This is a genomic window from Ruania alba (assembly GCF_900105765.1).
Classification (GTDB): Bacteria; Actinomycetota; Actinomycetes; order Actinomycetales; family Beutenbergiaceae; genus Ruania; species Ruania alba.
The window spans coordinates 2,168,878-2,192,688 of the sequence record NZ_FNTX01000001.1; the positions used below are offsets into that span (position 1 = coordinate 2,168,878).

Genomic DNA, 23,811 nt, shown 5'->3' on the forward strand with positions numbered 1-23,811 from the left:
GTGGCCACACTGCTCACCGAAGAACGAACGCCGAGGCGAGCCACGCCGTCGGCCCCTCGCCCGGCCGGTCCACGCCGCCGGGTGAGCTGGTGGGTCTACGTCTTCGTGCTGCCCACCGTGGTGCTGTTCGGCATGTACACCGTCTGGCCGAGCATCTCCAGCATCTTCTACTCGATGTTGGAGTGGCGTGGCCTCGGGGTGGACCGCACATTCACCGGGCTGGCGAACTACGAGCGCGCGCTGGCCGACCCGTTGTTCTGGCGCTCGGTCGGCGTGACGATGCTCATCATCGCCGTCACCGTGCCCGTGCGCGTGGCGCTGGCCCTCGTGCTGGCGATCATGCTGAACAACCCGAAGCTGCCGTTGGCCACTCTTCTGCGAACCGCGTTCTTCATCCCCGTCGTGGCGACCACAGCGATCGTCGGGATCGTGATGGGCTTCGTGCTCGATCCCTCCTCCGGTCCGGTGAACGCCTTGCTGGAACTGGTCGGGCTCACCCCGATCGACTTCCTCGGCAGCTCGGACACGGCGCTGCAATCGGTGATGGCGGTCCACATCTGGAAGTGGCTGGGGATCACGCTGATCTACTGGCTCGCCGCATTGCAGACGGTCCCGCTGGAGTTGTACGAGGCCGCCGAGATCGACGGTGCCGGAACGTGGGGCCGGTTCCGGCACATCACCCTGCCGCTGCTGATGCCGTTCGTGGTGATCATCACGCTGCTCACCGTGGTGGAGACGATGCAGATCTTCGACCTGGTGCTCACGATGACCGGCGGCGGCCCCTTCTTCTCCACCCTGGTCACCGAGGTCTACATCTACGAGCAGGCGTTCGCCGCAGCGAACCCGAATCTCGGCTACGCCGCCACGCTCGGTGTGATGTTCGGGATCCTTACCGTGATCGTGGTGGGAACGATGCTGCTGCTGGCACGGCTGGCTCGCGCACGTCAGGAGGCCCGCCGATGAAACGCACCACATCCTCGACGGCGGAGGTCGCCTCCGCCACGGATGGTGCACCCGGACGTCGTGGCCTGTCGCGCCACACCACGCGGTGGATCCAGACGGTGATCCTGGCCGTGGTCGCGCTGGCCTGGGTGTACCCGCTGCTGTGGATCGTCTCGGCCTCGGTGAAAGACGCGATGGGCATCTTCTCCTCGGGCCTGTCGTTGTGGCCTGAGACGTGGCACTGGGACAACTACTCCCGCGCCTGGGACGAGGCCGGGTTCGCCCGTTACATGCTGAACTCGATCATCGTGACCGTCGGCACGGTGGCGATCGTGGTGGTGCGTTGCGCCGCAGCCGGCTACGTGATCGCCCGGTACCGGTTCGTCGGACGGCGGCTGCTCGTCGGCGTGCTCGCAGCCACCATGTTCATCCCCACCGGGCTGTTCATCGTGCCCGTGGTCGAGCTCAGCGATCTGCTCGGGCTGCTCAACTCCCACCTCGGGCTGATCCTCGCCCTCGCCGGTGGTGGGCATGTGGCTGCGGTGCTGCTCTATGCCGGGTTCTACGCCCAGGTGCCCAAGGAGCTGGAGGAGGCAGCCCTGATGGATGGTGCCGGTTTCCTGCGGACCTTCTTCCGGATCATGCTGCCGCTGTCCGGTCCGATCACGGCCACCGTGGTGGTGCTGACATTCCTGGCCACCTGGAACAACTTCTTCCTGCCGCTGGTGTTCACCTTCTCGGTGCCGCAGAACCGCACGCTTGCCGTGGGGATGCTCGCCTTCGAGGGCACCAACTCCACCGACTGGTCCGGCCTCGCGGCCGCCGCCTCACTCTCGCTGCTGCCGATCTTGCTGCTGTTCATCGTGCTGCAGCGGCACTTCGTGGAAGGGATCGCCGGTGCCGTGAAGAACTAGCAGTCCAGCCGCCCCATCTACCGATGCGACCTCTCGACCACGGAGAACAATGACTCGCCCGAACATCTTGCTCATCAGTACCGACCAGCAACGCTGGGACGCTCTCGGCGCCGCCGGCAACTCCCACATCAGGACCCCGCACCTGGACCGGCTCGCCGCCCAGGGCGCCAGGTTCACCAACTGCTACGTGCAGTCGTCGGTGTGCGCGCCGTCCCGGGCGAGCCTGATGACGAGCCGCTACCTGCACAACCACGGACTGTGGGCGAACGGGGTGGATATCAACCCCGATGAGCAGCTCTTCACCCGGTCGCTCACCGATGCCGGGTACGACTGCGGACTGGTGGGCAAGTTCCACCTCGGAGCCGCCCAGTACGGACGCATCGAGCCGCGGATCGACGACGGGTTCCGCGTGTTCCGGTGGTCCCACGACCCGTACGTGCGCAGCGAGGCGAACCACTATCACAGCTGGCTCGAGGAGAAATTCCCTGGCGTGCTGGAGGAGACGATAGCCACCGGTGGCGCCTCGGCGATCGATCATCTGCCGACCGAGCAGCATTACACCCACTGGATCGGTGAGGAGACGATCGAGTACCTCACCACCGGGCGGGAGAAGAACAAGCCGTTCTGCTTCGTGGTGAACTTCTTCGACCCGCACCACGGGTTCGGGTCGCCGCCGGAGTACCGCGCGCAGTACGACGCCGCTTCGATCCCCCGGCCCGTCACGTCTGACCTGTCGACGAAGCCGGCGGTCTACACGGACGCGTCGAAGAGTTCCTATGCGGGATCCTCCCGCGGGTTCGTCGACCATACCGAGGACGAGATCCAGGACATCATCGCCCACTACTACGCGATGGTGACGCTGGTGGACGACGAGGTGGGGCGCATCCTGGACACGCTCGAGGCGGAGGGATTGGCCGAGGACACGATCGTGATCTTCACCAGCGATCACGGCGAGATGCTCGGTGATCATCAGATGCTGCTCAAGGGCCCGATGATGTTCGACTGCTCGCTCAAGGTGCCGCTGCTGGTGCGCTGGCCCGAGCACATCCCGGCCGGTACCGTCCGAGATGAGCTCGTGGAATGGATCGACCTGGCTCCGACGCTGCTCGCTGCCGCCGGGGTGGAGGCAATGCCGCGGCAACAGGGCCGGGACCTGGCACCCCTGTGGCGCAACGATGAGCCCGACGAGGATGCCTGGGAGGACCGGGACTGGGTGCTTTCGGAGTATCGGGACAGTTGCTGGCCCTACGACCCACCGGTGCACACCACCATGCTGCGCCGCGGTGACTGGAAGATCGTGGTGCATCATGGGCCGCCCTCGACCGCACGGGAACGCGACGGCGAACTGTACGACCTCGCGAATGACCCGCACGAGCAGATCAACCTCTGGCGTACCCCGGAGGCCGCTGAGAAGCGCCTGGAGCTCGAGCGGATGTTGCTGGACGTGCTGGTAGCCACCGAGGACCGATCGCAGCCGCGGCTCTCGGAGTTCTGACCAGCGCCCCACCCCACACACCCACCCCACCTCTTGCCGAGCGCAACCCTGTGCGGCATCAGCGCGCTCTGACGCCGCACAGAGTTGCGTTCGGCAGGGGATCTGAGGGCCCGGGGATCTGAGGAGACGACGAAGGCCCCCGCTCGATGAGCGGGGGCCTTCGGATGTAGCCCCGACCGGATTCGAACCGGCGCTACCGCCTTGAGAGGGCGGCGTCCTAGGCCACTAGACGACGGGGCCGAGCAAACAAAAAGAATCGTACCGGACTCCGGGGAGTGACCCGGGACGATTCTCCGCTGGGGTACCAGGACTCGAACCTAGACTAACTGTACCAGAAACAGTCGTGCTGCCGATTACACCATACCCCATGGTGTCAAGGCCTTCACTCGCCGAGGCTCCTCACAGGTGCTCTGAGGACTCGTCACGCGAACGCCGTGCCGACGTGAAACTGTACCGGAACTCCGTGCTCGCACCCAAACTCACACACGTGGGCGATGTCACAAGCACTCGCGGTGGGCCGCCGTCGGGCAGCATGTCGAGGTTCACGACTGCGGTGTGCACCAGTCCTGGCAGTCCGCCACGACCAGCGGCCACTCCCCCGGGACGAACGCGGGCGACTCGGCGCTCCTCGTGGGGTAGAGCGCTTCGACCGGGTACTGCCCGTGCAGCGCACCGAACGGACGCCCCCGGGCCAGGTCGGTCGACAACCGGGCGCGGGCCGCCACCCATAGCCGGCCGAGGCGCTCATCGTGGTGCCGCTCATAGATGCGGCGCCCGCCGGGTGCTCGGGTGATCTCCCCGAGCAGCGGACCATCAGTGCCGGAGTACAGGTCGACCCGGCAGAACGGCAGGCCCACGGCACGAGAGAGATGGCGCGCGACCTGCACCATCTCCGCGAAGTCCGGGGGTAGCGGAACATCCGGAGCGACCCGCTGCCCCGGCATGACCTCACCCAGGTCCGTACCGTCCGCTGCGACGTACCGGTACTCCACAGTCGTGCCTTCGGCGCCGGGCCACACCCTCCGCAACAGCGCGTGCCCGACCTCTCCGTAGAAGCTGAAGAACTTCACATCGACGGGAACCGTCGGCCCGCCCGGCCCCGCCTGGATGAAGCGCTCGGCGAAGAACGGTGGACGCACACCGTGACGAGCACCCAGTATGGGGCCGATCTCATCGGCCGGGTACGTCCGATCGGTTCCGATTTCTGTGAAGCCCCCATCGCCGGCACGGTCGAGGAGCAGCACACCCTGCCCGCCGGCACCACCGTCTCCCTTCACCACGATCCTGCCGCTGAGATCGGCGAGATCGATCTCAGCGGCAGTGCTCCACACCCCCAGCACCTCCGCGTGAGCGATCCCGTGCGATTGCGCCAGCATGTAGTTGCGCAGCTTGAACGGCATCTGCCGAAGCGGGGTCAACCGGTGCGGGTCGGCGGCCGGGGCGTACGTGGCCTCGGCGCGGAGCAGCTCGAGGAGGCTCCAGAACGACGGCGGCCGCTCGGCGACCCGCTCGCGCTCCAGCTCGCGCAACTTCCGACGAAGATCGCCGATCGTGCCGTCGCGCTCGTCCACACGCGCACGTAGCTCGTCCAGGCGTTCCCGCTGGACGGCGAGCGCCTCATCCCGCCACGCGATCGGCGGCACCGCACGGCGAAGACGACGGCGGAGCGGTTGCGGAACGATGTCGATGCCCATGGTCCCGATGGTGGCAGCGCTCAGCGCGCGCCGTGCCTCGCGAGCCTCGAGATCGCGATGTTGTCATGGGTTTGAAAGATGTTCCATTCCTCCCCACAAAATACCCCCTTAGGGTATATTCGACGCACGACCCCGAGGAGGCGAACTCATGGCGAGACGACACCAAGACAAGCCCGAATCACCCGGGCACGACCACGGCGGACACGGGCACGACCACGCCGTGACGGCGACCAACGAGAACAAGCGACGCCTGCAACTCGTTCTCGGGATCACGTTCACCGTGATGCTGGCCCAGGCCGTCGGTGCGTGGATCTCCGGCTCCCTCTCCCTGCTCGCCGATGCCGGTCACATGCTCACCGACTCGGCGGGTGTCGCCATCGCGCTGCTCGCTGCCACCCTGGCCCAGCGCCCCTCCACCGACACCCGCACCTTCGGATGGCAGCGCGCCGAGGTGCTCGCTGCCCTGGTCAACGCCACGATCCTGTGCACCGTCGGCGTGCTGGTGATCCGCGAGGCATTCCTGCGGTGGGGCGACACACCGGAGATCCAGAGCGGGGTGATGCTGTGGGTGGCCGTCGGTGGTGCGCTCGCGAACACCGCCTCCCTGCTGATCCTGGTCAAGGCCCGCGGGGAGAGCTTGAACTTGCGCGGCGCCTACCTCGAGGTGTTCGGCGACCTGGTCGGCTCCCTGGCCGTGATCGCCGCCGCCATCGTGATCATGACGACCGGCTACGTACGTGCGGACGCGATCGCCTCGTTCGCCATCGGAGCCCTGATCCTGCCTCGGGCGATCTCCCTGCTCAAGGACGTGGCGGACGTACTCCTGGAGTCCACCCCACGGGGAATGGACCTGGGGCAGGTACGCAAGCACATCCTCGAACTGCCCGCCGTCAGCGACGTGCACGACCTGCACGCCTGGACGATCACGTCCGGCGTCCCGGTAATGTCGGCCCACATCGTCCTGGACGTCGACGAGCTCGACCCCGAGCTCGAGTGCGCCACGCTCGACGCGCTCGGCGAGTGCCTCGAAGGACACTTCGACGTCTCGCACTGCACGTTCCAGCTCGAGCCGGCAGGGCACACCCGCCACGAGCACTCCATCCATGCCTGAGCGCGCCACCGACCTGGTGGAGCTGCGCCGCACGTTCCACGCCCGGCCGGAGCTGGGTTTCCTGGAGATCGAGACCGCCGCCCGGGTCATCGCGGAGCTCGACGGGCACGTGGACGACCTGCAGTGGGGCGAGCCAGTCTGCGACCTCGCCGGCCTGGCGGGCCTACCGAGTCCGGACGACCTGACTACCGCCCGGGAGCGCGCCCGCGGCTCCGGCGTGCCGGATCCGTTGATCGAGGACCTGGGGTACGGGGCGACGGCGGTACTCGCCCGGGTACGCGGCACCCGGCCCGGTCCCGTGGTCGCCATCCGGTTCGACATGGACGCCCTGCCCGTGACCGAGTCCGACGACGACGCGCACGTCCCCACCGCACTCGGGTTCGCCTCCGCCAACCCGGGCCTGATGCATGCCTGCGGGCACGACTGTCACGTCGCGGTGGGGATCACCCTGGGGCGCCGCCTGGCCGCGAACCGGGACTTCCCGGGTGAGGTGGTGCTCCTGTTCCAGCCGGCCGAGGAAGGTGTGCGCGGAGCCCGGGCGATGGTGGCCGCTGGGGCGACGGACGGTGTGGACGTGATGCTCGGGATGCACGTCGGGATCGATCTGCCCGCCGGGACCGTCGCCGCCGCCGCCGAGGGCGTGCTGGCCACCGAGAAGTGGCGCTGCCATTTCACCGGACGCCCCTCGCACGCCGCCCTGGCTCCGCACGAGGGGCGCAATGCGCTACTCGGTGCCGCGACTGCGACGCTCGGCCTGCATGCTCTCCCGCCCGTCTCCGGGGCCGTCACGCGGGTGAACGTGGGCCGGCTCGTCGCCGGGACGAGCGCCAACGTCATCGCTGCGGAGGCGGTGCTCGACACTGAGATCCGGGCCAGCGACGACGGCGTGCTGGCGGACCTGTCCCGCCGCGGGCATGCGGTGATCGACGGAGCGGCCACCGCGCACGGCCTCACGGCCGAGGTGGAGGTCACCGGTGCATCGGCGGTCGCCCGGTGCGATGCCGAGGTCGTCGAGGCGGTACTCAGTGCGGCCGCCGACGTCCCCGCTATCGAGGAGGCCCGGCGGACGGCACCGATGACGGCGAGCGACGACGTCACCCTCTTCATGGCCGAGGTACAGCGCACCGGCGGCCAGGCCACCTTCGTCTTGGTCGGGGGCGGCAGCCCGGCCCCGCACCACACGAGCCGGTTCGACATCGACGAGTCCGCCCTGCCGGTGGCGCTCGACCTCCTCGAAGGTGCGGTGCGGGCCGGTCTGTGAGGCGCCGCCTCACGCACCGATGATGGCCTCCGCCTCGGCGACCGTGCCGCGGTGGCGCACCAGGTCGCGCAGCTTGTTGGCCACCCGCGCGCCCCGCACGCCCACCACGCTGAGGATACGGTCGGCCTCGTCGGTGAGCGCGACGGTCCACCGGCCCTCCCCCGGCACTCCGGCCAGCACGACCTCCCGGCTGAACCCGTGCGGGTCGCCGAGGATGGTGAGCTTGGCGTCCCGGAGGTAGCCGGAGTACGAGGGTAGCCACGGGTTCTCGGGCACCTCCTCGCCCAGCCCGAGGTCGGCCAGCAGCACCCGGGCGGCGTGCCTGCCGTGGTGGAAGGCCGCACCCCAGTGTTCCCGGGCCCTGCCCTCGATCGCCGCGACGTCGCCCGCGGCGTACACGCCGGCCGCCGCCGTCCGTCCGTCCCGATCAACGGTCAGCACCCCGTTGGTGCCGGGGACTCCCCCGGCGAGCCACTCCAGGTTCGGCCGGGAGCCGATCGCGATGACCGCCTCATCGGCGTCGACCGTCTGACCGTCGTCGAGGACGAGGTGGACCCCGGCCTCCGCCTCCTCGACCGTGGTCACCGATCGTCCGAGGAGCAGCTCGGTGCCATTCGCCTCGTGCGAGGCCACCAGCCAGTCGGCGACCAGGCTCCCCCACCGGTCGGCCATCGGACGCTCGGACCTGCTGATCACTGTCACCCGGTTGCCCAGGTCGGTGAGGACGCCGGCGGTCTCACCCCCGATCAGACCGGCACCGACGACGGCGACGTGCCGGCCGCCGTCGGCCACCCGCCGGCGCAGCCGGAGCCCGTCCTCGGGCGAGTGCAGCACGTGCACGCGCGGGCTCCGAGGTAACGACGGAGGCAGGATCGGCCGCACACCGGTGGTCGCCAGCACGGCGTCGAAGCCGTGCGCGAGGCCCTGGTCGTCGTGGACCACGCGTGCGCCGTGATCGAGCCGCACGGCTCGTCCGTGCCGCACGGTCACCTCCTCGAGCGCAGCCGCCTCGGGCAGCGTGAGGCTCTCCAGCTCGGCGGCTCCGAGCAGCACGCCCTTGTTCACCGCGGTGCGGTTGTAGGGAGCGCTCGGCTCACCGTTGAGCACGGTGGTACTCACCCGGGAACCGAGCTCGGCAGCCGCAGCGACCCCGGCAGGGCCGCATCCGACGATCAGGACTTCCGGTGTGCTCATCGACGATCCTCCTCTTGTCGAGCATACCCCTAGGGGGTATTATGATGGAACTGTTCCAGGGTTACCTGTGGCATGAACCGAGAGCGAAGGAGATGGACCATGACCACTGCCACCTACGAGGTCAAGGGCATGACGTGCACGCACTGCGTCGGCTCGGTCACCGCTGAGGTCGAGACCGTCGAGGGCATCCGCGTCCTCAACGTGGATGTCGACGCTGGGCGTCTCGAGGTTGAGTCCTCCGCCGAGGTGGACGATGCCGCCGTGCTCGCCGCCGTCGAGGAGGCCGGCTACGAGGCATCCCGCCTCTGATCGCCACACGTCCGCCGTCCATCGCTCGGCCCTCACCCGGTCGAACGGTGGACGGCGACGATCTTGGGGACGGTCAGCTCCTCGACCGCCCAGTCCGGACCCTCGCGCCCGATCCCCGAACGCTTCATCCCGCCGAACGGCATCCCGTCGGCACGGAAGTCACAGCTGTCGTTGATGAGCACCGCTCCCACCCGCAACCCGTCCGCGATCCGGAGCGCCTGGTCCAGGTCATGGGTGAGCACCCCCGCCTGCATCCCGTTCTCGGTGGCGTTCGCCCCGGTGATCGCCTCGTCGATGGTGGCGAAGGCATCGACGAGCACGACAGGGCCGAACATCTCCTCGGTCCGCACCTGCGCAGCCGCCGGCACCGCGGTGAGCACCGTGGGTTCGACAAACGTCCCGCTGCGCCCTCCCCCGGTGTGCAGCACGGCACCAGTCGCCACCGCCTGCCCGATCGCCGATTCCACCCGCCGGGCCGCAACCTCGGAGACCATCGGGCCGATGTCCGTGTCCGGGTCCTCCTTACGGCCGACCCGCAGCGCTCTGGCGAGCTCGACGATCCTGGTCCGCAGCTCGTCGGCGATCGCCTCCGCGACGAACACCCGCTGCACGGACAGGCAGTTCTGCCCGGCCACGCCGAACGCGGCATCGACGATCAGTCGTGCCGCCTGCGGCACGCTCGCGTCGGCGCACACGATGACGGCGTTGTTCCCGCCCAGCTCCATGAGCAGCTTGCGCGCACGCCCGCCGGCGGCGATCCGATCACCCGTGACCGACCCACCGGTGAAGGACACGACGGCGACCCTCGGGTCCGCGACGAGCGCCGGGCCCGCCTCCGCCCCCGGAAGCACCGCCAGCAGGCCGGGCGGTACCCCCGCATCGAGGAGCACCTGGGCCAGGGCAAGTCCGGTCAGCGGCGTCTGCTCGGCGGGCTTGAGCACCACCGGGTTCCCGGCTATCAGTGCCGGACCCACCTTGTGTGCGGCGAGGTTCAGCGGGTCGTTGAAGGGGGTGATCGCAGCGACCAGCCCGATCGGCTCCCGCGTGGTCCAGCCGAGCCACTCCGCGCCCCGTGGGCTGTCCTGGAACGGCACTGTCGTGCCGGTCAGCCGGGCTGCCGCACGGGCGGACAGGCGCAGCGTCTCGGCAGTGCGGGTGACTTCGCGGCGCGCCTCCGTGAGCGTCTTGACGCCTTCGGCGCTGATCAGCCGGGCAAAGCTCTCCGCCCGTGCCTCCACCCGTGCGGCGGCCAGGTCGAGGCACTCCCGACGGCGCCACACCGGCCAGGGGGTCTGCTGCCAGGCATCGAGCAGGTCGGTGACGGCCGCATGGGTCTCTGCCGCGCTGACCTCAGCGACCACCCCCACCTGGGCACCGTCCTGCGGGTCCCGGATCGTCCGACGCCGCGACCCGTCCTGCCAGGTGCCAGACCAGTAGCCGCCGCCGGGGACGAGTGCGTCGACCCGCGACCCGTGCGGGGCCAGGGTGGTCACGACAGCTCCGGAGCGGTGAGCGTTGCGCCGACCTCGAGCGGCTCCTCGTCGCAGAGCAGTGTCCGGGCCTCGCTCCACCGGTGGCACCGCACCTGGTGACCAGGCGCGATCTCCACCAGGTCGGGCTGTTCGTCCTCGCACTGTTGGGTGGCCAGCGGGCAGCGGCCCGCGAACCGACAGCCGGTCGGTGGGTTCACCGGCGAGGGTGGGTCTCCCACCGCGACGGCCCCGGACTCGTCCCGGACACCGTCGCCCATTCCCGCCTCGAGAAGGGCGATCGTGTAGGGATGCATGGCTCCGTCGAAGAGATCGTCCCGGTCGGCGACCTCGACGATCTGACCGAGGTACATCACGGCGACCCGGTCCGAGATGAACTGCACCACACGCAGGTCGTGGGAGATCATCACGATCGTCAGGTCGCGCTCGCGGCGCAACGTACCGATGAGGTTGAGCACGCGGGCCTGGACCGAGGCATCGAGTGCGGAGGTGGGCTCGTCGCAGACGAGGACTTTGGGGTCGAGCAGGAGTGCTCGTGCGATGCCGACGCGCTGCAGCTGACCACCGGAGCACTCGCCCGGGTAGCGGTCCAGGTAGGTCTCGTCCAGGCCCACCTCGTCGAGGCCCGCGAGCACCCGACCACGTCGGGACTCACGATCACCGATGCCGTGCTGCGTCAGGACGCCGATCAGGCTCTCCCCGATCGTCATCCGGGGATCCATGGCCGCGTGCGGGTCCTGGAACACCAGTTGCACGACGCGGCTCAGTGCCGCCCGTTCGCCGTTGCTCAGGGATGTGACGTCCTTCCCGTCAACCTCGACGGTGCCGGAGCTGAGCCGGAGCAGTCGGAGGATGACCCGGGCGAGGGTGCTCTTCCCCGAGCCGGACTCCCCCACCAGACCGAGCACGCCACCGGCACGCACGTTCAGCGTGACCCCGTCCACTGAATGCACCTGCTCGCGCGGTCCGAACAGCCGCTGCCGGGGCAGTGGGAAATACTTGACCGCATCGGTGAGCACCACCATGTCGCGCTGGGCCGACACCGTCGACTCGGTCCGTTCAGGCTTCGTCATCGCACTCACGCCGCTGCTCCCTTGCCGGAGTCGTCGGATCGCTCAGGGCCCTTGCGGTCGATGGTCACCCAGCAGCGGGATGCACTGCCGTCCCCACAGGGCTCGAGTGCGGGTTCCTCTCCCCGGCACTTCGCCTGGATCCCGTGTTCACGCGCCACCTCGCACCGCGGCTGAAACCGGCACCCAGCGGTGATCTCCTGGGCCGAACGCACGTCACCGGGGATGACGTAGAGCGAGCCGTCGTCGTTGCAGCACAACGTCGAGCAGGTGGTGAGCGCCTTCGTGTACGGATGCTGGGGAGCGTTCAGGATCTGGTCGGCGGTTCCCGTCTCCACGATCCGGCCGGCGTACATGACAGCGATCCGGTCGGCGATCGAGGCGACCACCCGCAGGTCGTGCGAGATGAACACCATCGCCATCCCGTACTGCGCGCGCTTGGCAGCCAGGAGCTGCAGGATCTGCACCTCGACGGTGACGTCCAGGGCTGTCGTCGGTTCGTCCGCGATGAGCAGTTCGGGCCGACCGGCCAGGGCTATCGCGATCATCACCCGTTGCGCGATCCCACCGGAGAGCTGGTGTGCGTAGGACCCGGCGCGCCGCTCCGGCTCGGCGATCCCCACGTCGGCGAGCAGCTCGACCGCATGTTCGTGCGCGGCCTTCCTGCTCATCCCCAGATGACGGCGGAGCGGCTCGCCCACCTGTTGGGCGACGGTCGCCGTGGGGTCGAGCATCCGTTTCGGTTGCTGGAACAGCATGCCGATGTGGTCACCACGGATCTTGTTCAGCCGGGCGTCGGGGGCGGTGAGCAGGTCCGTCCCATCGAACCGGAGAGTGCTCGCCGACATTCGCGCTGCCGGTGGCAGTAGCCGGGTCACCGACATCGCAGTCATCGACTTCCCGGACCCGGACTCGCCCACCAGCGCGACGACCTCTCCCGGAGCGACCTCGAGCGAGAGGTTGTCGATCACTGGTCGCGCGCCGTTGAAGGCGACCGTGAGGTCCTCGATCTCGAGCAATGCCGTCATGATGCCTCCCGTGTATCGGGCGATTCCTTATCGTGTGCTGGGTTCGGTGCCGACGTACGGCTCCAGGTCTGCCTCCGGACCTTCCTGATCGGCACCGAGTTCGTGCCGGATGGTCCGCAGGCCGACCCCGATGTGCCGGTCGAGCTCGGCGAGCAGGGCTTGCCGGTCGCCATTGGTGAGCATGTCGAAGATGCGCCGGTGCTCCTCGAGATAGTCCGAGCGCCCGTCCATGCTCGAGACGAGGATGTTGATCCCGAGCCGGGCCTCCCCGATCAGAGCGCCGTACATCCGGCTCAGCCGAGGGCTGCCGGCTGCGTGCACGATCTCCTCATGGAACTGCAGGTCAGCAGAGGCCACACCGGACCAGTCACCGTTGTCGATCGCGACTGCCATCTGCCCGAGCACCTGCTCCAGGCTGGCGATCGTGGCGGCCGGCAGCCCTCGACGGCTCAGCTCCAGCATCGCGGCTCGCTCGATGGCGGCACGGGCCAGCAGCAGGTCCTTGACGTCGTCGTAGGTGAGCACGGGAACGAAGACCCCGCGGTGCGGGTGGGAGACGAGCAGTCCCTCCTGGACGAGGCGTTGCATCCCTTCGCGGACCGGGCCGCGCGAGGTGGAGAACTGTTTCGCGATCTCCACCTCGTTCAGCTGGGACCCAGGCGGGTAGGTCCCGTCGGTGATGCGTTGCCGCAGCTGGGAGGTGATGACCGATGACAGCGTCCTCTTACGCACGTGTCCGTTCGGCTGTGCCTGTTTCATTGCGACCCCTCTCGGTGATGACCATCTCTCGACCATCGTGCCCTCACTCTTGCCGTGCGCGACGTACATTGATGCCCTGGCCAATCAGCGTCACAGCGAGCGCCGCCAGGAAGATCGCCAGGCCCGGGTAGATCACCAGACCGGCCTCCTGCGTCATGTAGGGCTGCCCGTCGGCGAGCATCGAGCCCCAGTCGCTGTCCGGCGGCTGCACCCCCAGACCGAGGTAGGAGAGCCCGCCGACGGTGATGAGCTTGTGTCCGAACCGCAGCGCCGCGTGCGCCAGCAGTGGGCTGAGCGCGTTCGGCAGCAGGTGTCGCATGATGATGTACCGGCGCGACATCCCCAGGCTCTCGGCCGCCTCGACGAAGTCGCGGGCGTTGATCTCCAGCGCAAGGCTGCGCGCCAGTCGCGCGAATGGTGTCCATCCGCCGATGACCAGGGCGAGGATCAGCGTGCCGTAGCTCGGGCCGATCACGGCCACGAGGAACATCGCCACGATCATCTCCGGGAACGCCAGCAGGATGTCCGACAGGCGCATCACGAACTCGTCGAAGGGGCCGCGCACCCGTGCCGCGATCAGTCCGATGAGGGTCCCGACCACGGAGGAGATGACGAGGGTCACTGCGGCGATGGACACCGAGAAGCGGCCGCCCCACATCAGGCGGGAGAGCACGTCGCGGCCCAGCTGGTCGGTACCCAGCAGGTGCTCGGAGGTGGGGCCGGAGAGCCGTTCCCCCAACTCCTGGGTGGCCGGGTCGTACGGTGCGATCAGCGGTGTGAGCAGCAGGATCACGACGATCGTCAGCAGAGCGCCGACACCGACGCGCAGGACGAACGGCCAGGTGCGCAGCTGCTCCCAGCCGCGCACGGCAGCACCGCCGCGCAACGGGATGGCGTCATCGGTCCCGTCGAGCGCTTTGGAAGCCGGGTTGTCAAGAAGAGACATTGGCGGACCTCACCGTCGGGTTGATCAGCGCGTAGAGCACATCGGTCAGGGTGGTGATGAGGACCGTCAGTCCGACGATCATCACGATGGCGGCCTGCATGACCGGGGTGTCCCCGTTGGTGACGGACTCGAACAGCAGCCGGCCCATCCCGGGGATCGCGAAGATCACCTCGATCACCACCGAGCCGCCGAGCAGGCCGGCCAGCCAGATGGAGAACAGGGTGACCACCGGAAGCAACGAGTTGCGCAGGCCGTGGTGCAGCATCGTCTGGGCGAAGCTCAGCCCGCGGCTGCGTGCGGCGAGGAAGTGCGGGGACTCCAACACGTCCACCATCGAGGCACGTGCCACCTGGGTGAAGTAGCTCATCGGCCGGAGCGAGAGCACCAGGCAGGGCAGGATCATTGATGATGGTCCTGCCCACCCGGCCGAGGGCAGCACCCCCATCCCGAGGGCGAAGATCAGCACGAGCACCGGTCCCATCCAGTACTCCGGGATCGCCACGAACGCCTGGCTGATCGAGGTGACCACGGTGTCGGCGGTCCGGCCCCGGCGGGCGGCGGCGAGCGCCCCGAGTGGAAGCGCCACGGCGAGCGCGAACAGCAGGGCAACGACCGCGAGGGTAGCTGTCACCCCGAGTGCGCCGCCGATCATGTCCAGTGCCGGCGCCCGGCTGGTGTAGGAGATGCCCAGGTCGCCGGTGAAGGCACGGCCGAGCCATTCGACGTACTGCTCGAGCATCGGCCGGTCCAGCCCGTACTCCACTCGCAGTCGCTCCACCTGCGCCGGGTCGAGGTCGAGCTGTCCGGTGCGGGCGCGCAAGATCTTGCGTACCGGGTCTCCCGGGGTGATGAACGGTACGAGGAAGACCAGGAAGGAGACCAGCAGCAGGGTGACCACCAGCACCGTGAGTCGTCTCAGCAGGAAGAACATCGCCGCGCCACCTCCGATCAGTTGATCTTGTCCAGGAGCCGGAAGAACGCACCGGCCGGGGGAAGGAACCAGGGCGGCCCGACATGCCCGGGTACTGCAGGGAAGGGCAGTCCGCGCCACGGGTTCGCGTCCTCGTCACCCGCGATCATCCGGGCAATGACCGAACCCATGTGGGTGGCCATCTGCACGCCGTGACCGCTGTATCCCACGGAGTGGATGACGCCGTCCCGTTCACCGGCGTGCACCATCTGGTCCATGGTCATGTCGACCAGGCCGCCCCAGCAGTAGTCGATCCGCTTGCCCTTCAGCTGCGGGAAGATCCGGAGCATGCCCTGGTGCAGGATGCGTCCACTCTTCGCGTCCGACTCGCGCACCGACACGGCGAACCGGGCCCGGCCACCGAAGAGGAGCCGGTTGTCCGGTGTGATCCGGAAGTAGTAGCAGACCCGGTTCGTGTCAGAGGCGACCCGACGGGTCGGCATGATCTCGTCCACCAGCTCCTGCGAGAGCGGTTCGGTAGCGATGATGTAGCTCCCGATCGGGACGATCCTGCGGCGCAGCCAGGGCAGAGCACCACCGGTGTAGCCGCTGGTGGCGACCACCACGCGATCGGCGCGGATCACACCGCGGGAGGTGTGCACATCATGGCGAGCCCCGCCGGCCTTGCGCAGTTCGGTCACCTCACAGTCCTCGTGGATGCTCACCCCCGCCCGCACGCCGGCCCGGGCGAGCCCGGCGCACAGCTCCCCCACGTGCACGGCCGCCCCCAACGGGTCGACCAGGCCGCCCGGGAAGGCATCGCTGCCGATCTCGGTGTGGATCCGCTCCGGCGGTACCAACCGGACCTCGTGCCCGATGTCGGCCAGCATGTCGGCGGCACGCTGGTAGCCGTCGTAATGGGACGCCTTGCTCGCCACGGTGAGCTTGCCGACCCGGTCGAAGTGGCAATCGATCCCCTCCTCGGCGACCAGCTTCTCCACCGTGTCGATCGCGTCGTTGTAGGCGTGGAACATCGCGCCCGCACGTGCCTGCCCATACCGCTTGACCGCCGTCGGGTATCCGATCGCCAGGCCGGTGGTGGCCATGCCGCCGTTGCGGCCCGACGCACCCCACCCGACCGTGTGCTCCTCGACGAGCGCCACCTGGGCGCCGTCCCGGGCCAGGTGCAGCGCCGTGGAGAGTCCGGTCAGGCCGGCACCGATCACGACGACGTCCGCTCGCCTGGGCAAGGGGGTGCGCCGGAAGTCTCCGGCCGGCGTCGCCGTGTCGAGCCAGTAGGAACGCAGTTTCATCGAGCGGCTCCGACGGTCAGGCCGAGCAGCTCGGGGACACCGGTCAGATCCGGCGTCTCGGCGTACTCGTAGAACGGGGTGGACGGGTCGTACCCGCGGTTGACGTACACCTTGTGCGTGATCCGCTGCTCGTGACAGGGGATCACGTCGTACCACATGTGCGAGCTCACGTGCAGGATCTCGTCCCGCCCGCAGTCGAGCTGGTCGAGCATGTAGTCGAAGGCCTGATAGCGGGGCTTGTAGGCCTTCGCCTGCTCGGCGGTGAACACACGGTGGAAGTCCACGCCGAGCTGCTCGACGTTCCCGGCGAGCAGGTCGTCGTCGGCGTTGGACAGGATCACCAGCGGATACTCCGATGCGAGGGCCGCGAGAGCCTCGGGAACGTCGGGGTGCGGCCCCCAGGACGCGAGGGCCGCGGTGATCACCTCGACATCGGTGTGCCGGTACGGGATCCGCCACCTGTTGCACACCCGCTGCCACGAATGCCGCAGCACCTCCCGGTACGGCTGGTAGGCGCCGAGCACCTCGTCGATCCGGTAGGCGCGGAAGTCCTTCAGGAACACCCGCAGGTCCTCCGGCGCCACGCGATCGGTGACCAGTGGGGTGACCGCGTCGTTCATCTGGTAGTTGGTGAGCGTGCCGTAGCAGTCGAAGGTGATGTAGCGGGGGCGGAAGCCGGTCAGGTCCATGGGTCTCTCTTTCGTCTCGTCGTCGGTGGTGTCAGTTCAGGCTGACGTCGGGGGTGATGGCGTACCGCACCAGCGGGTCGTCCCGGAATCCGGTGACGTCGTCACTGACGGCGGCCAGGGTCTGCTCGTGCACCATGAACACGGTCACCGCTTCCTCCTGCAGGAACTGGGCCACGTCGGCGTAGGCGGCCTGCCGCTCGGTCTCGTCCTCGTGCGACCCCGCCTCGGCGAGCATCGCGTCGAACTCCTCGTTGCAGTAATGGGAGATGTTGTACCCGCCGTCGCAGGTGTAGTCGGCGGTGAGGAAGCCACTCGGGTCGGCGATATCGACCAGGTGGTTGCGGGAGAGCAGCGTCATGTCGTAGTCGCCGGAGAGCAGGTCGGGCTCGATGGCGGCGTAGTCGGGAATGTTCACCTCCACCTCGATCCCGATCTCACCCAGGTTGGCTTGCACGACGGCGGCCAGGTCGCCGAACTCGGGGCGTTCGGTGTAACCGAGGAGAGTGAGGCTGAGGTCGCCCTCCTGGTAACCGGCCTCGGCGAGGAGGTCACGCGCCGCGTCCAGGTCCTGCTGCGCGGGCTCGATCTCAGGTGCCCAGGCCTCGTTCGGGGCGAACGGCCCGATCGCGGGCTGCGCCGTCTCGTTGTAGACCGTGGCAGCGATCGCCGGGAGGTCGAGGGCGAGCTGCACCGCCTGACGCACGCGGACGTCGCTGAAGGGCTCGCGTGAGCTGTTCAGGTACAGGCCGGTGGTCCGCGGGGTGAACTCGCGCGTGACAGTGAGGCCCTCCGTCGCTTCGAGATCGGTCAGCGAGGTGGATGGGACGGCCATCGCGATGTCCGCCTCGCCGCCTCGCACCTGGGTGGCGCGCGTCGCTCCCTCGGGGACGAACAGCGCCTCGACCGAGTCCAGAGCGGCGGGAGTGCCCCAGTAGTCCTCGTTGCGTTCCAGCGTCAGGGACTGGCTCGGTTGGTAGTCGGTGATGGCGAACGGGCCGGTGCACGTCCCGATCGGGTCGATACCGCTGTCCGCGTACGCCTCCGGGGCGAGAATGCCGGTGTTCACGCTGGCCATCCGGAAGGGCAGGAGTCTGCTCTCTTCCGGTGTCGTGACCTGGAGGGTCTGCTCGTCGACCGCTTCGATACCAGCGATGTGGGAAGGGCCAAAGGCTCGTGCCGGGGCCTCGACCTCGAGCTGGTGCTGCAAGGCGTCCGCGACTGCCTGAGCGGTCAGGGCGGTGCCGTTCTGGAAGATCACGCCCTCCTGCAGGGTGAACTCCCAGACCGTGGGTTCGACCTTCTCCCATGCCGTGGCGAGTTGGGGCTCGAGCTCTCCGGTCTGGTCGTTGTACCGCAGCAGGGTCTCCATGCACCCGAGCTGGGTGAGGATGTTCGCGTCGTCGGTCTCGATGGCGAAGCCGCGCGTGGGCGTGAACTGCATGCTGATGACGAGCGACTGGTCGTCGGAGGAAGAGGGTCCGTCCTCGCCCGAATTGCCTCCGTCGAATCCACAGGCCGACAGGCCCAGGGCGAGTGTCGCGACCGTAGCCGCGACTCGTGCACCAGATCGCATCATGACCACCTCTGCGTCGTGGGGAGCGACCGCCTTTGGCCGCCGGGTTTCTGGAACGCTAGAGAAGCCTCACCTCATTGTCAACAGTCTCGTGGAAAGTTGCCCTCGGTCGACACCCCGTAGGTGTGACTGAGGGCACAGCGCGAGGCGCACTGTGGTGCGGATATGGCCTAATCACAGGGACCCAGCGGCACTGATCGATGCGCCACGCGGCCCTCCAAACGATCCAAGAATTATTGTTAACAATCTTGACCGACGGTGCTGACGTGAGTAGTGTCCCGACCGTCACAACAGCCCAGTAGTGAGGACGCCACGATGGCCCAGCACTCCCCGACCGACTCGTCGACAACCACCGAGCAACCGCACGGCGACCACGAGCACGGCCACGGCAAGCACAGCCACAGCGGGCACGACCACAGCAACCATGGGCACGACCATGGCGATCACGATCACGGCGACCACGAGCACGGCGGGCACGGGCACAGCCATGGCGACCACGACCACGATCACGACCACGGGCACGGCCTGTGGGGCAAGATCAAGCACATGGTCGTGCCGCACTCGCACGACTCGAACGAGGCGATCCAGTCAGCCGAGGAGTCCAGCAAGGAGGGCATCCGAGCCGCCTGGATCGGACTGGCCGGCATGGCGGCCACCGCCATCCTGCAGATCGTGATCGTGGCCATCTCCGGCTCGATCGCCCTGCTGGCCGACACTCTGCACAACGTGGGGCACGCCGTCACCACGATCCCCTTGGTGATCGCGTTCCGGATCGGCCAGCGCGCCGCCTCGAAGATGTACAGCTACGGCTACCGGCGCGCCGAGGACATTGTCGGGCTGTTCATCTCCCTCATCATCGCGGTCTCTGCCGCGGTCATCATCTGGGAGTCGGTCGACGCGCTCGTCGAACCGCGCGAGCTGACGAACCTGTGGTGGGTCTTCGCCGCCGGCCTCGTCGGCGCTGCCGGCAACGAGATCGTCGCGATTTACCGGATCCGTACCGGCCGCCGGATCGGCAGCGCAGCCCTGATCGCCGAGGGCCAGCACGCTCGTGCGGACGGCCTCACCTCCATCGCCGTGGTCATCGGCGTGATCGGGGTGTGGATGGGCTTCCCGCAGGCGGACGCCCTCATCGGCTTCGTCATCGCCGCGGCCATCCTGTGGATCCTCGTCCAGTCCGTGCGCACCACGATGCGGCGCCTGATGGACGGAGTCGAGCCCGGCACCATCGAGAAGATCACCGCTGTACTCGAGGCGGTTCCCGGCGTCGTCTCCGTGGACCGAGTGCGGGCACGCTGGTCCGGTCACCGGCTAGAGGCCGACGCCAACCTCGCCGTCGACTCCACCCTCAGCACGCTCGAGTCCCACGCGATCGCTGAGACTGCTGAGCACGACGTGATCCACAAGGTGGCTCACATCGAGAACGTCGTCGTTCACATCAACCCCGTCGTGGACGGCCAGCAGCCGGCACAGCTGCACGAACTCACCGCCCATCACGCCAACGCAGAGGCCCGCGCCGCCTACCGCGCGGCCAAGGGTCTGCCGGAACTGTAGAGGAAGGGAGGAGACCATGCCCGGTTTCACGATCCGCCCGCTCGCCCCGGCCGACGTGCCGGCAGCGCAGGCCGTGATGATGCGCTCCGTCGTCGAGGACTTCGGCGCCGAGCACGACGCCGTGATCCACGCCGACATCGATGATCTGCTCGGTACCTACGACCGTGCCGACGGCCCGTTCATGCTGGTGGTGGTGGACGAGGTCACCGATCAGATCGTCGCGACCGGCGGCATGCGGGACGGGCGACTCCGACCTGGCGTGACGCCGGAGGACCTCGTCGAGCGCTACGACGACGGCAGCACCGGTCAAGTGGTGCGCGTCTATACGCTGCGCGAGCACCGCCGTCGGGGCATCGCCAAGGCACTGGTGCGGAACGTCCTCGACAAGGCCGCGCGGGACGGGCACTACGAACGCATCGCGTTCCACACCCTGCTCAGCTCCCCCGGAGCCGTGGCGTTCTGGACCGCGATGGGCGCCGAGCTGGTGCATGACGACACCTACGGCCCTTCCGAAGCCATGTACTACGAGTTCCCGGCACTCGCTCGCATTCCTTGATCCTGCACCACCCACACCACATCGAAGGAGATTCACTGTGACCAAGCGCCGCGACCTGTTTATCTACGTCGCCGACCCGGACCGTCCGGAGGACGCCCGGGAGTACCTGAGCAACTGGCTGCGTGAGCTGGACGGTCATCCGGGCTATCTGGGCGGCTTTGTGCTGCGGGAGACCTCCGGCGAGCTGCTCCCGAACACCTACGTGCTCGCACTGGAGTTCGAGTCCACGGAGGCCGCACGAGCCCTGTGGCCGAAAATCCAGGACACGGTGAACCCGCTCTACCCGGATGACAAGTCGGACAAGCGCCCCGACCAGGCACCCGCGTTCTTCGACGACACGAAGGAGAAGATCGCCGGCGGCGAGGCGAACCCGCTGACTTTCAACCGCGGCTCAGGGCGGCTGGCCCGGATGCTGCACGTGCACGCCGAAGAGGTCGACGCGTTCGCGACCGCATGAGCCCCAGGTGCCCCGGCCCACGCGGCCGGGGCACCGCTGTTAGCAGGCCCCCCGGAACGGAGCAGGTGAGATGACTCAGACGATCGACCAGGTACAGGGCACCACTGATCCGGCAGCGGCACGGCGCGACCATGCCCTGACCCTCGCTGCCGAGCTCCGCTCCGGCTATCTGGCCGGCAGCTGGCGAGAGGCGGCCAGCACTTTCGACGTCACCGACCCCGCCACTGGTGCGGTCGTCGCGTCGGTGGCCGACTGTGACGTGGCAGACGGCCTCGCGGCACTCTCCGCCGCCGACGCCGCTGCCGAGGAGTGGCGAGCGAGCACCCCGGCCGAGCGTGCCGCCCTGCTGCACCGCGTCGACACCGCGATGCGCGCCGACCAGGAGAACCTCGCTCACCTGATCACCCTGGAGACCGGCAAGACGCTCACCGAGGCACGCGGAGAGGTGATCTACGCAGCCGACTACGTGCGCTGGTACGCCGAGGAGGCCGTGCGCGTGCACGGCCGCTCCAGCACCGCCCCCACAGGGGACTTCCAGATCGTCACCGTCGCCGAGCCGGTCGGACCCTGCCTGCTGATCACCCCGTGGAATGTCCCGTTGGCGATGGTGACCCGCAAGCTGGCCCCGGCGATCGCGGCCGGGTGCACCGCCGTGGTGAAGCCTGCCGAGCTGACTCCGCTGGTGACCCTCGCCTTCGCGCGGATCGTGGAGGACGCCGGGGCCCCGCAGGGGGTGGTCTCGGTGATCACCACCACCCGCGCCGACGAGGTGTGCGCCGCGCTGCTCGCCGATGAACGGCTCCGCAAGGTGTCCTTCACCGGGTCGACGGCGGTGGGTCGCCTGCTCCTGGAACGCTCCGGTCAGCGGGTGCTCCGTACCTCGATGGAGCTCGGCGGGAACGCTCCATTCGTGGTCTTCGACGATGCCGACCTCGACCTTGCGGTCGAGCAGGCGATGATCGCGAAGATGCGGATGGGTGGGCAGTCCTGCGTGGGCGCGAACCGGTTCCTCGTACAGGAGGGCATCGCCGACGCCTTCGCGGCCCGGCTCGGTGAGCGAATGGCGGCCACCCGCGTGGGCTCCGGGTTCGACGAGGACGTCGACCTCGGCCCGCTGATCGACGAGCGGGCGGTGGCAAAGGCACAGCGGCTCACCGACGACGCCCTGGAGCGCGGCGCCCGCGAGGTGGCCCGCGCCGAGGCCCCGGAGGGCTCCTGCTACCTGGCCCCGGTGGTGCTGGACCAGGTGCCCGCCGACGCGGCGATCATCTCCGAGGAGGTGTTCGCACCCGTCGCGGCGATCAGCACATTCAGCACCGAGGCCGAGGCGCTGGCCCGGGCGAACGACACCGAGCACGGGTTGGCCGGCTTCGTCATCACTGCGAGCCTGGACCGCGCCCGCCGGATGGCCGGCCGGATGCGCAGTGGCATGGTCGGGATCAACCGCGGCCTGGTCTCCTCGGTGGCGGCACCGTTCGGCGGGACCAAGCAGTCCGGTCTCGGCCGGGAGGGCGGGCCGGAAGGCATCGCGGAGTACCTCGACATGAAGTACGTGGCGGTACCCGCGTTCGGGTAGCTGGCGGACCGGGCTCCTCAGTAGCCGAGAGCCCGGTCCACCAAACCCTCCGGCCGCTCCCCCGCCTGGATCCGGCGGATGTTGGCGATGACCGCATCGGCGGCCGTCTCCGCCTGCGTGGCACCGGCCACGTGCGGGGTGAGCACCACCCGCGGGTGATGCCACAGCGGGTCATCGGCGGGAAGCGGCTCCGGGTCTGTCACGTCCAGCACCGCACCGGCCAGGTGCCCGCTGTCGAGCGCTTCCAGCAGCGCCGCCTGGTCCAAGTGACCACCACGACCCACGTGCACCAGCCCGGCGCCACGGGGCAGCGCAGCGAACAGGTCCGCGTCCAAGATCTTCGCGGTCGACTCCACCAGCGGGAGCAGGCAGATCAGGATGTCGGTCTCGGCGAGGAAGCCGGGCAGGGCTGCCTCCCCATGCAGGCAGCGCACGCCGTCGACCTGCTTGGCCGACCGGCTCCAGCCGGCCAGCTCGAACCCGAACGGCGCGAGTGAGGCGAGCACCGCCTGCCCGAGCATGCCGAGACCGAGCACGCCCACCCGGCGTCCGCGGGCGGGCCGCACCGGGTGGTTGTTCCACTGTCCGGCACGCTGCTGCTCCAGGTACCGAGGCAGTTCCCGGTGCAGCATCAGCACCGCCATCGTGGCGTACTCCTGCATGGTGGCCACCAGCCCGGGCTCGATCATGCGCACCACCGCGACGTGCGGCGGCACCGCGTCCAGGTCGAGCTGGTCCACCCCCGCACCGATGCTGAACAGCACCTCCAGACCGGTGTAGCGATCCAGGTCCGGTGGCGCGTCCCAGGTCAGCAGGTAGCGCACCTGAGTAGGGTCCACCGCATCGGGGGCGGTGATGCACGGCACGTCCGGAAGGTCTCGGGCGAAGCGGTCGCTGAAGATCTGGGCACGTGCGGTGATGCTTCGTGCATTCGTGGGGTCGGCCGTGCGCAGGACGAACGTCATCGCAC

Annotated in this window: 22 protein-coding genes and 2 tRNA genes; 10 read left to right on the forward strand and 14 right to left on the reverse strand. The window is 68.7% G+C overall.

Features of this window, described 5'->3' with window-relative positions; translation table 11 throughout:
* The 3 genes from BLU77_RS09885 to BLU77_RS09895 are packed head-to-tail and all read left to right on the forward strand — an operon-like array spanning position 1 to position 3,351.
* On the forward strand, positions 1-963 hold the full coding sequence (locus BLU77_RS09885; RefSeq protein ID WP_245708753.1) for a carbohydrate ABC transporter permease: 963 nt from the start codon (positions 1-3) through the stop codon (positions 961-963).
* Positions 960-1,856: a carbohydrate ABC transporter permease gene (locus BLU77_RS09890; protein WP_175477021.1), complete on the forward strand. Its 897-nt coding sequence runs from the start codon at positions 960-962 to the stop codon at positions 1,854-1,856. Before BLU77_RS09885 ends, BLU77_RS09890 begins: the two co-directional genes overlap by 4 nt.
* A 49-nt stretch (positions 1,857-1,905) precedes the next feature.
* Complete coding sequence (locus BLU77_RS09895; RefSeq protein WP_089772773.1) at positions 1,906-3,351, forward strand: sulfatase family protein; 1,446 nt, start codon at positions 1,906-1,908, stop codon at positions 3,349-3,351.
* A gap of 167 nt (positions 3,352-3,518) precedes the next feature.
* Here the strand turns inward: BLU77_RS09895 and BLU77_RS09900 are convergent.
* From BLU77_RS09900 to BLU77_RS09910, 3 genes are all read right to left on the reverse strand, one after another.
* A tRNA-Glu gene (locus BLU77_RS09900) sits at positions 3,519-3,591 on the reverse strand.
* A gap of 56 nt (positions 3,592-3,647) precedes the next feature.
* Positions 3,648-3,719, reverse strand: a tRNA-Gln gene (locus BLU77_RS09905).
* A 174-nt stretch (positions 3,720-3,893) separates the two neighbouring features.
* On the reverse strand, positions 3,894-5,045 hold the full coding sequence (locus BLU77_RS09910) for an ATP-grasp fold amidoligase family protein (RefSeq protein ID WP_089772774.1): 1,152 nt from the start codon (positions 5,043-5,045) through the stop codon (positions 3,894-3,896).
* A gap of 148 nt (positions 5,046-5,193) precedes the next feature.
* Here BLU77_RS09910 and BLU77_RS09915 point away from each other — a divergent pair, with 148 nt between their 5' ends.
* Both BLU77_RS09915 and BLU77_RS09920 read left to right on the forward strand, forming a co-directional pair.
* On the forward strand, positions 5,194-6,156 hold the full coding sequence (locus BLU77_RS09915) for a cation diffusion facilitator family transporter (RefSeq protein ID WP_089772775.1): 963 nt from the start codon (positions 5,194-5,196) through the stop codon (positions 6,154-6,156).
* Positions 6,149-7,417: an amidohydrolase gene (locus BLU77_RS09920; RefSeq protein WP_089772776.1), complete on the forward strand. Its 1,269-nt coding sequence runs from the start codon at positions 6,149-6,151 to the stop codon at positions 7,415-7,417. Before BLU77_RS09915 ends, BLU77_RS09920 begins: the two co-directional genes overlap by 8 nt.
* A gap of 9 nt (positions 7,418-7,426) precedes the next feature.
* Here BLU77_RS09920 and BLU77_RS09925 read toward each other — a convergent pair whose 3' ends face one another.
* The gene (locus BLU77_RS09925) at positions 7,427-8,611 is read right to left on the reverse strand and encodes an NAD(P)/FAD-dependent oxidoreductase (RefSeq protein WP_089772777.1); all 1,185 of its coding nucleotides are present in this window, start codon (positions 8,609-8,611) and stop codon (positions 7,427-7,429) included.
* Positions 8,612-8,710: 99 nt separating this feature from the next.
* Here BLU77_RS09925 and BLU77_RS09930 point away from each other — a divergent pair, with 99 nt between their 5' ends.
* Complete coding sequence (locus BLU77_RS09930; protein WP_089772778.1) at positions 8,711-8,920, forward strand: heavy-metal-associated domain-containing protein; 210 nt, start codon at positions 8,711-8,713, stop codon at positions 8,918-8,920.
* 32 nt (positions 8,921-8,952) lie between these two features.
* Here the strand turns inward: BLU77_RS09930 and BLU77_RS09935 are convergent, their stop codons facing one another.
* From BLU77_RS09935 to BLU77_RS09975, 9 genes are read right to left on the reverse strand one after another with little or no spacing between them, the layout of a single operon-like run.
* Positions 8,953-10,413: an aldehyde dehydrogenase family protein gene (locus BLU77_RS09935; RefSeq protein ID WP_089772779.1), complete on the reverse strand. Its 1,461-nt coding sequence runs from the start codon at positions 10,411-10,413 to the stop codon at positions 8,953-8,955.
* Complete coding sequence (locus tag BLU77_RS09940; protein ID WP_089773122.1) at positions 10,410-11,483, reverse strand: ABC transporter ATP-binding protein; 1,074 nt, start codon at positions 11,481-11,483, stop codon at positions 10,410-10,412. Before BLU77_RS09940 ends, BLU77_RS09935 begins: the two co-directional genes overlap by 4 nt.
* Positions 11,484-11,488: 5 nt before the next feature.
* Entirely contained in the window at positions 11,489-12,508 is a 1,020-nt protein-coding gene (locus BLU77_RS09945; RefSeq protein ID WP_089772780.1) for an ABC transporter ATP-binding protein, read from the reverse strand.
* Between the two features lie 27 nt (positions 12,509-12,535).
* On the reverse strand, positions 12,536-13,267 hold the full coding sequence (locus tag BLU77_RS09950) for a GntR family transcriptional regulator (RefSeq protein WP_217632397.1): 732 nt from the start codon (positions 13,265-13,267) through the stop codon (positions 12,536-12,538).
* A gap of 43 nt (positions 13,268-13,310) precedes the next feature.
* Positions 13,311-14,213, reverse strand: a complete 903-nt coding sequence (locus BLU77_RS09955; protein WP_089772781.1) for an ABC transporter permease — start codon at positions 14,211-14,213, stop codon at positions 13,311-13,313.
* Positions 14,200-15,144, reverse strand: a complete 945-nt coding sequence (locus BLU77_RS09960) for an ABC transporter permease (RefSeq protein ID WP_089772782.1) — start codon at positions 15,142-15,144, stop codon at positions 14,200-14,202. Before BLU77_RS09960 ends, BLU77_RS09955 begins: the two co-directional genes overlap by 14 nt.
* Positions 15,145-15,161: 17 nt before the next feature.
* Complete coding sequence (locus BLU77_RS09965) at positions 15,162-16,436, reverse strand: NAD(P)/FAD-dependent oxidoreductase (RefSeq protein WP_089772783.1); 1,275 nt, start codon at positions 16,434-16,436, stop codon at positions 15,162-15,164.
* Complete coding sequence (locus tag BLU77_RS09970) at positions 16,433-17,125, reverse strand: haloacid dehalogenase type II (RefSeq protein WP_089772784.1); 693 nt, start codon at positions 17,123-17,125, stop codon at positions 16,433-16,435. Before BLU77_RS09970 ends, BLU77_RS09965 begins: the two co-directional genes overlap by 4 nt.
* Positions 17,126-17,156: 31 nt before the next feature.
* On the reverse strand, positions 17,157-18,698 hold the full coding sequence (locus tag BLU77_RS09975; RefSeq protein ID WP_089773124.1) for an ABC transporter substrate-binding protein: 1,542 nt from the start codon (positions 18,696-18,698) through the stop codon (positions 17,157-17,159).
* Between the two features lie 315 nt (positions 18,699-19,013).
* Here BLU77_RS09975 and BLU77_RS09980 point away from each other — a divergent pair, with 315 nt between their 5' ends.
* The 4 genes from BLU77_RS09980 to BLU77_RS09995 all read left to right on the forward strand — a co-directional run bounded on the left by BLU77_RS09980 (position 19,014) and on the right by BLU77_RS09995 (position 22,841).
* Positions 19,014-20,252, forward strand: coding sequence for a cation diffusion facilitator family transporter (locus BLU77_RS09980; RefSeq protein ID WP_089772785.1), 1,239 nt, complete (start codon positions 19,014-19,016; stop codon positions 20,250-20,252).
* Between the two features lie 16 nt (positions 20,253-20,268).
* Positions 20,269-20,808 (forward strand): GNAT family N-acetyltransferase, encoded by a 540-nt coding sequence (locus BLU77_RS09985; RefSeq protein WP_089772786.1) that lies wholly within the window; start codon positions 20,269-20,271, stop codon positions 20,806-20,808.
* 37 nt (positions 20,809-20,845) lie between these two features.
* Positions 20,846-21,265 carry a hypothetical protein gene (locus BLU77_RS09990; RefSeq protein WP_089772787.1) on the forward strand — a complete coding sequence of 140 codons (420 nt, stop codon included), beginning with the start codon at positions 20,846-20,848 and terminating at the stop codon, positions 21,263-21,265.
* A 70-nt stretch (positions 21,266-21,335) separates the two neighbouring features.
* A complete protein-coding gene (locus BLU77_RS09995; RefSeq protein ID WP_089772788.1) occupies positions 21,336-22,841 on the forward strand; it encodes an NAD-dependent succinate-semialdehyde dehydrogenase in 1,506 nt (501 codons plus the stop codon).
* Positions 22,842-22,858: 17 nt separating this feature from the next.
* On the opposite strand, the gene BLU77_RS10000 is transcribed toward BLU77_RS09995, so the two are convergent.
* A complete protein-coding gene (locus BLU77_RS10000; protein ID WP_089772789.1) occupies positions 22,859-23,806 on the reverse strand; it encodes a 2-hydroxyacid dehydrogenase in 948 nt (315 codons plus the stop codon).
* Positions 23,807-23,811: the final 5 nt, after the last annotated feature.

Coding starts and splice junctions, on each gene's coding strand:
- BLU77_RS09890 (WP_175477021.1), top strand. CDS start 960: ATGAAACGCACCACATCCTCGACGGCGGAGGTCGCCTCCGCCACGGAT.
- BLU77_RS09895 (WP_089772773.1), top strand. CDS start 1,906: ATGACTCGCCCGAACATCTTGCTCATCAGTACCGACCAGCAACGCTGG.
- BLU77_RS09910 (WP_089772774.1), bottom strand. CDS start 5,045: ATGGGCATCGACATCGTTCCGCAACCGCTCCGCCGTCGTCTTCGCCGT.
- BLU77_RS09915 (WP_089772775.1), top strand. CDS start 5,194: ATGGCGAGACGACACCAAGACAAGCCCGAATCACCCGGGCACGACCAC.
- BLU77_RS09920 (WP_089772776.1), top strand. CDS start 6,149: ATGCCTGAGCGCGCCACCGACCTGGTGGAGCTGCGCCGCACGTTCCAC.
- BLU77_RS09925 (WP_089772777.1), bottom strand. CDS start 8,611: ATGAGCACACCGGAAGTCCTGATCGTCGGATGCGGCCCTGCCGGGGTC.
- BLU77_RS09930 (WP_089772778.1), top strand. CDS start 8,711: ATGACCACTGCCACCTACGAGGTCAAGGGCATGACGTGCACGCACTGC.
- BLU77_RS09940 (WP_089773122.1), bottom strand. CDS start 11,483: ATGACGAAGCCTGAACGGACCGAGTCGACGGTGTCGGCCCAGCGCGAC.
- BLU77_RS09945 (WP_089772780.1), bottom strand. CDS start 12,508: ATGACGGCATTGCTCGAGATCGAGGACCTCACGGTCGCCTTCAACGGC.
- BLU77_RS09950 (WP_217632397.1), bottom strand. CDS start 13,267: ATGAAACAGGCACAGCCGAACGGACACGTGCGTAAGAGGACGCTGTCA.
- BLU77_RS09955 (WP_089772781.1), bottom strand. CDS start 14,213: ATGTCTCTTCTTGACAACCCGGCTTCCAAAGCGCTCGACGGGACCGAT.
- BLU77_RS09960 (WP_089772782.1), bottom strand. CDS start 15,144: ATGTTCTTCCTGCTGAGACGACTCACGGTGCTGGTGGTCACCCTGCTG.
- BLU77_RS09965 (WP_089772783.1), bottom strand. CDS start 16,436: ATGAAACTGCGTTCCTACTGGCTCGACACGGCGACGCCGGCCGGAGAC.
- BLU77_RS09970 (WP_089772784.1), bottom strand. CDS start 17,125: ATGGACCTGACCGGCTTCCGCCCCCGCTACATCACCTTCGACTGCTAC.
- BLU77_RS09975 (WP_089773124.1), bottom strand. CDS start 18,698: ATGCGATCTGGTGCACGAGTCGCGGCTACGGTCGCGACACTCGCCCTG.
- BLU77_RS09980 (WP_089772785.1), top strand. CDS start 19,014: ATGGCCCAGCACTCCCCGACCGACTCGTCGACAACCACCGAGCAACCG.
- BLU77_RS09985 (WP_089772786.1), top strand. CDS start 20,269: ATGCCCGGTTTCACGATCCGCCCGCTCGCCCCGGCCGACGTGCCGGCA.
- BLU77_RS09995 (WP_089772788.1), top strand. CDS start 21,336: ATGACTCAGACGATCGACCAGGTACAGGGCACCACTGATCCGGCAGCG.
- BLU77_RS10000 (WP_089772789.1), bottom strand. CDS start 23,806: ATGACGTTCGTCCTGCGCACGGCCGACCCCACGAATGCACGAAGCATC.